The 576-nt window shown below is 34.5% G+C and carries 1 protein-coding gene; it reads left to right on the top strand.

Annotation, left to right across the window (positions count from 1 at the left end):
- Positions 1 to 576: tyrosine-type recombinase/integrase (locus GNY06_RS09535; protein ID WP_166519873.1), on the top strand; the 576-nt coding region annotated here is incomplete at both ends.

Here is a 576-nt window from a genome sequence, read left to right as displayed (position 1 = left end):
CGGATGAAAAATATCAAATAGTACATGATTATATCCAAGAGAACTACCCCGATTTCTTCCGATATTTTAAAATATTCTTCCTTTCCGGAGCCAGAACCTCAGAATTATTCAGGCTACAAAAGAAAGATGTTAATTTACTCGATCAGGAATACAAAGTAACCATTCAAAAAGGAAGGGAATATATTGAAACTATAAAAATTATTTTACCTCAAGCCGTTCCCTATTGGAGGGAGATCTTAGACATGTGCAAATCACAGAAGGATTATTTATTTTCTAAAGGATTAAAGCCTGGAGATAAGCCTATACAGCCCTACCAGATTACAAAGCGTTGGCACAGATTAATAAAGAGTTCTAACAAAATAAAAGACAAGGACGGCAAAATAATAAAAGTTACGGAAGATTTTTACTCTTTGAAGCATTTATTTTTAGACAAACTAGACCAAGCCAGTGACGAGGAGATCAATCTCGCTAAAATAGCAGCCAGCCACCGAACTGATTCCATCACCAAGGTTTACACCGTTGGAAAAAAGAAAAGAGAAAATGAAGCCTTAAAACAAGTAAAATTTAAAATCGTAT

Source organism: Elizabethkingia argenteiflava (genome assembly GCF_009904105.1).
Taxonomy (GTDB): domain Bacteria; phylum Bacteroidota; class Bacteroidia; order Flavobacteriales; family Weeksellaceae; genus Elizabethkingia; species Elizabethkingia argenteiflava.
The sequence above is the reverse complement of the archived record's forward strand: the minus strand, read 5'-3'. Positions and strand labels throughout refer to the sequence as shown.